Source organism: Streptomyces sp. 8L (assembly GCF_020176795.1).
GTDB lineage: Bacteria > Actinomycetota > Actinomycetes > Streptomycetales > Streptomycetaceae > Streptomyces.
In genome coordinates this window covers 1-7,944 of record NZ_JAIUKE010000514.1, presented here as the reverse complement: position 1 = coordinate 7,944, position 7,944 = coordinate 1, and the positions used below count along the sequence as shown (strand labels likewise).

Here is a 7,944-nt window from a genome sequence, read left to right as displayed (position 1 = left end):
GTCCATCGCAGTTACTGGATCCACCGGGGTTCTCGGATCCTTCGTCATCGACGCGCTCCTGGACCCCCTGCCGGCGGACCCCCTGGTGGCCCTTGCTCGCAACACGAACAAGGCGCAGCACAACCCCGCCCGGGGCGTGCGGGGCCGGCTGCTGCGTGCTCTGTCCGGCAGCCGGGCACCCGAAGCGCGCGAACAGGAGAGGCCGGACGCCGCGCGCGCGGCCCTGGACACCGACCCGGGCATCGACGCGCTGTACCACCACCGGCGGCTGCCACTCGTCCGGCTGGCCGTGCTGCTGGTCGACGACCTGCCCACGGCGGAGGACGTGGTGCAGGACGCGTTCGCCGCCCTCTACCGGCGCCACGGTGCGCGCCTCGGGCACCTCGACGACCCCGAGGCGTACGTCAGGCGCAGCGTCGTCAACGGCGCGCGGTCCGTGCTGCGCAGGCGCAGGACCGTACGGGCGTACGTGCCCGAGCGCGCCGGCCACGTGCCGCCGCCCGAGGAGGACGTCCTGCTGCGCGAGGAGCACCGCGAGGTCCTCGGCGCGCTGCGCGCGCTGACGCGCCGCCAGCGCGAGGTCCTGGTGCTGCGCTACTGGTCCGACCTCACCGAAGCACAGATCGCCCAGACGCTGGGGGTGTCCAGGGGCACGGTCAAGTCCACGGCGAGCCGCGCGCTGGACGCTCTCGCGAGACGTATGGAGGGTTCGGGGTGAGCACTGTCGAGGAACGGCTGCGCGCGGCACTCGCCGCGAAGGCGGACACCGTGACCCACGCCGGCCTGCGGGCGCCCCTCGCCCCGGTCGCGGGCCGCGCCGGCCACCGGCTGCGGACGGCCGCGCTGTTCGCCCTGGCCGCGGCGGTGATCGGCGTCGCCCTGGCGCTCCCCGCGGCCCTGGCCCGCCACACGGACCAGCCACCGGCGACCCGCCCGCACGCGACGCGGACGGCCCGGCACCCGCCGTCGCCTTCGGCCCCCGCGCCGGTCCCGTCCGCCGCACTGCCCTCCGCCCGGCCACCGGGGTCCGCCGAGTGAACCGGGGCCGTCCGGTCGGGTCCTGAGTGAACCGGGGCCGTCCGGTCGGGTCCTGAGTGAACCGGGGCCGTCCGGTACGGACCCGCATGAACGGGCGGCGTCCGGTACGGACCCGCGTGAACCGGCGGCGTCCGGTCGGGTCGCGCTCCCGGCGGTGCCCCGGGCGGGTCCCTCAGGAAGGCGTGAGGTCAGCGGGGCGGTCGGACCGGTTCCGTGGGCGCGGCCTGCGGCGCACTCCAACTGGCGAGGAGTCTGAGGCGGTCCTCCGAGGGGGTGCCCGGCTCGGCCGTGTAGATGGTCAGGTCGTGGGCGGTCCGCCCGGGCAGGGGCAGGTCCAGGGAGCGGAAGGCCATCTCCAGACGGCCGACCTCGGGATGGTTCAGCCGCTTGACGCCCTCGTGATGGATGCGGACGTCGTGACTGGCCCACATGGTGCGGAAGTCGGTGCTCAGCGTGGACAGCTCGCCGATGAGTTCCCGCAGGGCCGGGTCGTGCGGTTCCCGCCCGGCCGCGGCCCGCAGCACCGCGACCGTCGCCCTCGCGCCCTCCTCCCAGTCGACGAAGAAGTCGCGGGAGCCGGGGTCGAGGAAGAAGTAACGGGGGAAATTGGCGCAGCCCCGCTCGCCCGTGGTGTCGCTGTCGAACATCGGTGAGTACAGGGCCCTGCACAGCGCGTTGCTCGCGACGAGGTCCAGACGGCCGCTGCGTACGAAGGCGGGGGCCATGGTCATGGAGTCCACCATCCATTGGACGGAGGGCGGGATCGCGGCTTCCTGGCGGCGGTGCGGCCGACGGCGGGCGGGGCGGGCCGCCCTGGCCAGTTCGAGCAGGTAGGTGCGCTCGTCCTCGTTGAGACGCAACGCCCTCGCGACCGCTTCCAGCACGTCCTCGGAGACGCCGCCGATGTGGCCCTTCTCCAGCCTCGTGTACCACTCGGTGCTCACGCCGGCGAGGGCCGCGACCTCCTCGCGCCGCAGTCCGGGGACCCGGCGGCGCCGGCCCGGGGGCAGCCCGACGCGCTCCGGGGCGAGCTTGGCGCGCCGGCTGACGAGGAAGTCGCGGATGTCCGAACGGTTGTCCTTGCGGTGGTCCGTGCCGTTGTCCGGACGGTTGTCCGTGCGACTCCCCGGGTGGTTTCCGGACGGAGGTTCCATCCGTCCACGGTACCCAGGGCCGGGCCGGTCCAGAGGGGTCGCCTTTATACCCCCCATAAACGCGACCTTTCCCGCCTCCGACGGCGCCGGTTCCATGGGGTGGGCGGACCTGAACGGCGCTCCTTCGCCGCGGCCCGCCCTCCGCGTTTCCCCCTCACCACCTCAGGAGCACGACCATGTCCGGCAAGACCGTACTGATCACCGGAGCGACCAGCGGTATCGGCGCCCACACCGCGCGGCTGCTCCTCGACCGCGGCCACAACGTGGCCGTCACCGGCCGCGACGAGACCAGGCTGAAGACCTTCCTCGACGAGGCCGGCCACCCCGACCGCCTGCTCGGCCTGGTCGCGGACGCGGCGGACTGGGGGGCCACCGAGTCGGCCGTGACCCGCACGGTGGAGCGCTTCGGCGGCCTCGACGCGGCGGTGGCCAACGCCGGATTCATGTCCGGTGACTCCATCGGGGACGGCGACCCGGCCCTGTGGGGGCCCATGGTCCTCACCAACGTCCTCGGCCCCGCCCTGCTGGCCCACGCCACCCTGCCGCACCTTGAGGCCACGGGCGGACGGCTGGTGCTCATCGGCAGCGTCGCCGGGCTGAAGAACTCTCCTGGCAATCTCTACTCGGCCACCAAGTGGGCCACCACCGGGCTCGCCGAGAACCTGCGCCTGCACGCCACGACCCGTGGCATCGGTGTCACGCTCGTCAACCCCGGCATGATCGACACCCCCTTCTGGCAAGGCGCCGCCGTACCACCCTTCGCCCTGCCGCCCCAGCCCGTCGCCGAGGCCGTCTGCCTTGCCCTCGACCAGCCGGCGGGCGTCGACCTCAACACCCTGACGATCCGGCCCCTGGGCCAGCCCGTCTGACCACGGCGCGGGCCCTGCCTAGTGCCTCTGCCTCTTGCCCAGTCGGATGCCCGACCCGGCCAGGTCCGCGCGGATGCCGTCGTGCTCGACGGTGACGTGCCGCAGCTGGACGGGGACGGGCTCCTTCGGCAGGCGCACGTCGAGCGAGAGCTCGTCGGAGAGCTGGGGCAGCCGCAGGTGGACGAGCGCGTCGACGAACGCGGGGTCGATGCCCGCCTTCTTCAGGACCCAGGGGTGCCGGGCGACGACATCGACCAGGTTGACCCGCATGAGCTGCCGGACGAACAGCGGCGACCCGGTGAGCCTGTGCAACTGCGCGTCGCCCCGCAACGCCTCGTCCACCCGGGTCCGCGGCACCCCGAGCCGCTTCACGATGGACCGGACGCCGAGCAGCGCCTTCGCGCGGGCGGTGTCGTCCGCGAGGGCCCGCGCCGCGGGGGCGGCCAGCCTGAGCCCCGAGTGCGCGCGGTCCCTGCCGGGTTCGTACGAGGCGAGGCCCGGCACGTCGAGCCGCATGTCGTCGACGGTCGTCGCCACGCCCTGCCCGCCGTCGCGCCTGATGTGCGCGTCCGCGTGCACCCGCAGGTCGTGCCCTGCGACGGGCAGGGACCCCGCGATCTTCACGTTGTCGCGGCCCGCGTCGGTGAACGACGCCTGGGAGGCGGCCAGTTCGCGGTCCATGTCGTCGAAGGAGAGCAGGACGCTGCCGTCCACACTGCCGATGACCGCGCCCTTCACGGAACTGGGCAGTCCCCCGACGATCCGGACGTTCTTCGCGGTGGCGTGCACCTCGGCCAGCGACACGCGGCCGGCCGGCACGTCGGGCACGGTGACGTCGACCCGGCCCACCCGGCCGTACAGCGCCTGGGTGAGGAAGGGGAAGCCGTGGATGTCGACGGACGGCCTCGCGACCAGGCCCAGCGAGTGCTGGAGCTCGTCGCCCGCCTTGTCCTGCGCGTACAGCAGCGCGGCGCGGTCGGCCACGACGAGGAAGGCCAGCACGGCGACCAGGGTGAGGGAGATCTTCGCGGCGTGCGACAGGCCGCGCAGGCGGCCCGGGCCCCGGTGGTCGGGCGGCGACCACGGCTCGTCGTCGGCCCGGCGCCAGTCGCGGAGCCCGGTGCCCGGCTCGTCGTCGGACCGCGGTCCGAGGTCGAACGGATCGCCGGGATCGGCCAGTTGTGCCAGTTCGTCGTAGGGGCTGGGTATGTGTCCTGGTATGCGGGTGGGGGGACGCATCGACTCATCTGACCACGCGGGCCCACCTCGTACGCAAGTCCTACCGGGGGTAGGTCCCGTTTGCCCCGCTATGGACGGGAGTTCGAGGACCTCTCGCGCGCGTCGGGCGACGGCGCCGTCCCCGCTCCCGTCAGATCACCGGCGGCCGGCCGAGCGCCGTCATCCGGCGTACGGTGCGCCACCGCATGGGCCGCCGGCTGCCGCAGGCCGTGCGGACGCCCTCGCCGAACCCGGCGAACCAGGCGCGCAGGCCCGTCACCGACCGGGTGCGGGCCACCGTCAGCAGAATCCACGTGCCCAGATAGACGGGGACCAGCGGCGCGGGAAGGTTGCGCCGCGCCAGCCAGACGCGGTTGCGGGCGGTCATCCGGTAGTAGACGGCATGCCGGGCGGGCGACGTGCGCGGGTGCTGGAGCACCAGCTCCGGCTCGTAGCGGATCTTCCAGCCCGCGTCGAGCGCGCGCCAGGCCAGGTCGGTCTCCTCGTGGGTGAAGAAGAACTCGTCGGGCCAGCCGCCGACCTCCTCCAGCATCGCCATCGAGAGCGAGTGGCCGCCGCCGAGGAACGTGGTGACCTCGCCGCCCCGCATCGGGTCGTCCACCCGCAGCCGCGGGACGTGCCTGCGCTGGGTGAGCCCGTTCTCGTCGGCGATGCGGAAGCTCACGATGCCGAGTCGCGGGTGCGCCTCGTACAGGTCGGCGACCCGGGAGATCACGTCGGCCTCGATCAGCAGGCCGTCGTCGTCCAGGTCGACCAGGACGTCCACGTCGCCGGCGTCCCGCAGGGCCTCGATCGCCACATTGCGGCCGCCGGAGACGCCCAGGTTCTCCGGGAGCTCGATGCCGGTGACGCCCTCGGGCAGCTCGGGCAGCGGCGCGCCGTTGCCGACGACGACGATCCGCCGTGCGGGCTCCTGCTGCTTGGCCACGGAGTCCAGCAGAGCCCGCAGCTCGGCGGGCCTGGTCCCCATGGTCAGGACAGCCACCCCCACACGTGGTCGCGTCACGCCGCATCACTCCGCTTCTGTTCGCCGGTACAGGGCCCGGCCCGTCGGCTCGAAGGCCCCGTCAGGTCCGAGTTTATCGGGGCTCCTCCATCGGGAGGTCACTGGAAGGTATCTTCCGCGACGCCACAGGTTCACCTTTCCGGGTAGGGGGACGGTCACCTCGCCCCGCACCGGAACCAGGGCCGGCCGGTGACGTGACCGCGTCCGGAACAATGTGTACCGTGCGGAGCCTTTATCGATCTCCCTGTGTCAGACTGCCTCAGTCGCCGGGTGGAGAGGGGGTGGGGGTATGAGTGAGCCGCGCTCCGCGCCGACGATCGGCCAGCTCGTCCTGAGCAGGCAGCTCCGCGCCCTGCGCGAGGGCGCCGAGGTCACTCGGGAGGAGGCCGCGAAGCTCCTGCACGTGACGGTCGCCACGATCCGCCGCATGGAGTCCGCCGAGGTCGCGCTCAAGATCCCCTACCTCCAGGTGCTGCTGCCCGCCTACGGACTTCCGCCGGACGACGTCGCGTCGTACACGGCGCTCACCGAGGAGGCCAACAAGCCCGGCTGGTGGCAGCGCTTCCACGACGTCCTGCCCGGCTGGTTCGGCGGGTACGTGAGCCTGGAGGAGTCCGCCAAGACCATCCGCGAGTACGAGCCGCACTTCGTGCCCGGCGTCCTCCAGACCGAGGCGTACACCCGCGAGATCCTCACCACCACCGCCGTCGGGCAGCCCGACCCCGACCGCGTCGAGCGCCAGGTCGCGCTGCGGATGCGCCGCCAGGCCCTCCTCACCCGCTCCGAGGCGCCGCCGAACTTCTGGGCCGTGATCGACGAGACCGTCCTGCTGCGGCCGGTCGGCGACGCCGCGCTGATGGGCGAGCAGGTCGAGCGGCTGCTGGAGATGACCGAGCTGCCGAACGTGACGCTCCAGACGGCGCGCCTCTCGGCCGGCCACCACCCCGGTACGTACAGCCCCTTCGTGCTGTTCCGCTTCGACGTCCCCGAGATCCCGGACATGGTCTACATCGAGTACCTGACCGGCGCGCTCTACCTGGACGAGGAGAACGAGGTCTCCGAGCACATGGAGGCCATGGACCGCATGGTCGCGCTCGCCGAGTCCGCGAAGGAGACGAAGCAGCTGCTGGCCGACTTCCGCAAGGACCTCCTGCGCGGCTGAGGCGGCCGAGAGGGCTGTGGCGGCTGAGAAGGCTGTGGCGGCTGTGGCAGCCGAGGTGGCTCCTGTGGCTGCGGTGGTCGCTGTGGTGCCCGGCCTCATGACGCTCTATGACGCCTTCGCCAGGTGCCGTCGCCCGGCGTCGCCGCCCCCGCCCCGGTTGCCGGCGGTCCCCGCGGGGGCCGTGCTGGCGTCCGGGGCGCCGCGCCCGGAACCCGGCCGCGAACCGGGCCCGCGCCGCCGCCAGCGCCGGTTCAGCGGCTGCTCGATCAGGTAGTACGAGGCCGTCGCGGCGGCGAACGACGCGGCGAGCGTCGCGAGCAGGTGCCCCTGGTGGACGCCCAGGTCCGCGAGCAGCCGGCCCAGCGGGTAGTGCCAGAGGTAGAGCCCGTAGCTGAGGTTGCGGCCCACCCAGGCGACCGGCGCCAGCGACAGCGTCCAGGACAGCGCCGAGCGCGGCCGCAGTTCGAGGGCGGCGATGATGGTCGCCGAGAGCACCGCCGTGACCAGGAAGCCGGCCGTGTACCAGCTCTCCGTCCAGGCGTTCGCGCCCGTCACGGGGATCTTCCAGACGATCAGCCCCAGCACGCCGAGCGCGGGCCACGCCATCCGGCCCGACCAGCGGCGCAGCGCCGCGAGCCGCGGGTCGTCGTGGCGCAGCCTGGCGACGGCGACGGCGAGGAGCGCCCCGGCGAGCAGCTGGTCGGCGCGGGTGTCGGTGCCGTTGTAGATGCGGTGCGCCTGGGTCGGGTCCCACAGCAGCCACCGCCATCCGACGGGCAGGAGGCAGAGCACGGCCGCCCAGATCAGCACGGTACGGGGGCGTACCCGGTGCAGCAGTCCCTTCAGCAGCGGCGGCCACAGCAGGTAGAACTGCTCCTCCACACCGAGCGACCAGTTCTGCGCCAGCAGCGAGGTGCCGTCCGAGTACGGTCCCGGCTGGGCCGCCCGCACGATGTTGACCAGGAACGTCATCGACAGCAGCACCGACGTCCAGGCCCCGTCGAAGCCGGGCAGGCTGGTCGCCCCCGCCAGGATGGCGCACAGCGCGCACACGGTCAGCAGCGCCGGCACGAGCCGCAGCCACCGCCGCCAGTAGAACTGGCCCATGGAGATGTCGCCGGTACGGGCGTACTCCGCGACGAGGAGGCGGGTGATGACGAAGCCGCTGATCGTGAAGAAGACGTCCACGCCGATCGAACCGCCCGGCAGCGACCCGGGCACCAGGTGGTAGATCATCACCATGCCGACGGCGAGCGTCCGCAGCCCGTCCACGCCCCGCACCCGGCCGCTGCGGCGGATCGCGGACGGGAAGCCCCGCCCGCCGCCCGGCGCGGACGGCAGCTTGGGCTGGACGGGCATGCCGTCGCGCGAGCCGCCCGCGGCGCTCTCGTCCGCCGCGTCGGCCGCGGGCGGGGCGGGTGCGGCCGAAGTGTCCACGGCGGCGCTCAGGGGGGGGGCGGCCGGCGGCGCCACCGC

At 73.4% G+C, this 7,944-nt stretch carries 8 protein-coding genes; 4 read left to right on the top strand and 4 right to left on the bottom strand.

Annotated features, from left to right (window positions below; all coding sequences use genetic code 11):
• The first annotated feature begins 223 nt into the window (after positions 1-223).
• On the top strand, positions 224-718 hold the full coding sequence (locus LCE31_RS32895; protein ID WP_225020982.1) for a SigE family RNA polymerase sigma factor: 495 nt from the start codon (positions 224-226) through the stop codon (positions 716-718).
• Positions 715-1,038 (top strand): hypothetical protein, encoded by a 324-nt coding sequence (locus tag LCE31_RS32890; protein ID WP_225020978.1) that lies wholly within the window; start codon positions 715-717, stop codon positions 1,036-1,038. Before LCE31_RS32895 ends, LCE31_RS32890 begins: the two co-directional genes overlap by 4 nt.
• Positions 1,039-1,226: 188 nt before the next feature.
• On the opposite strand, the gene LCE31_RS32885 is transcribed toward LCE31_RS32890, so the two are convergent.
• Entirely contained in the window at positions 1,227-2,192 is a 966-nt protein-coding gene (locus LCE31_RS32885; protein WP_225020976.1) for a helix-turn-helix transcriptional regulator, read from the bottom strand.
• Between the two features lie 176 nt (positions 2,193-2,368).
• Between LCE31_RS32885 and LCE31_RS32880 the strand changes: the two genes are divergently transcribed.
• Positions 2,369-3,061: an SDR family oxidoreductase gene (locus LCE31_RS32880; RefSeq protein ID WP_225020974.1), complete on the top strand. Its 693-nt coding sequence runs from the start codon at positions 2,369-2,371 to the stop codon at positions 3,059-3,061.
• A gap of 18 nt (positions 3,062-3,079) precedes the next feature.
• Here LCE31_RS32880 and LCE31_RS32875 read toward each other — a convergent pair whose 3' ends face one another.
• Together LCE31_RS32875 and LCE31_RS32870 are read right to left on the bottom strand one after the other, a co-directional pair.
• A complete protein-coding gene (locus tag LCE31_RS32875; protein ID WP_225020972.1) occupies positions 3,080-4,300 on the bottom strand; it encodes an LmeA family phospholipid-binding protein in 1,221 nt (406 codons plus the stop codon).
• 130 nt (positions 4,301-4,430) lie between these two features.
• Positions 4,431-5,306, bottom strand: coding sequence for a glycosyltransferase family 2 protein (locus tag LCE31_RS32870; RefSeq protein WP_225020970.1), 876 nt, complete (start codon positions 5,304-5,306; stop codon positions 4,431-4,433).
• Between the two features lie 289 nt (positions 5,307-5,595).
• Here LCE31_RS32870 and LCE31_RS32865 point away from each other — a divergent pair, with 289 nt between their 5' ends.
• Positions 5,596-6,468 (top strand): helix-turn-helix domain-containing protein, encoded by an 873-nt coding sequence (locus LCE31_RS32865; RefSeq protein WP_225020968.1) that lies wholly within the window; start codon positions 5,596-5,598, stop codon positions 6,466-6,468.
• Positions 6,469-6,573: 105 nt separating this feature from the next.
• Here the strand turns inward: LCE31_RS32865 and LCE31_RS32860 are convergent.
• Positions 6,574-7,944 (bottom strand): acyltransferase family protein (locus LCE31_RS32860; protein ID WP_374118626.1); only part of this gene is annotated, 1,371 nt, incomplete at its 5' end.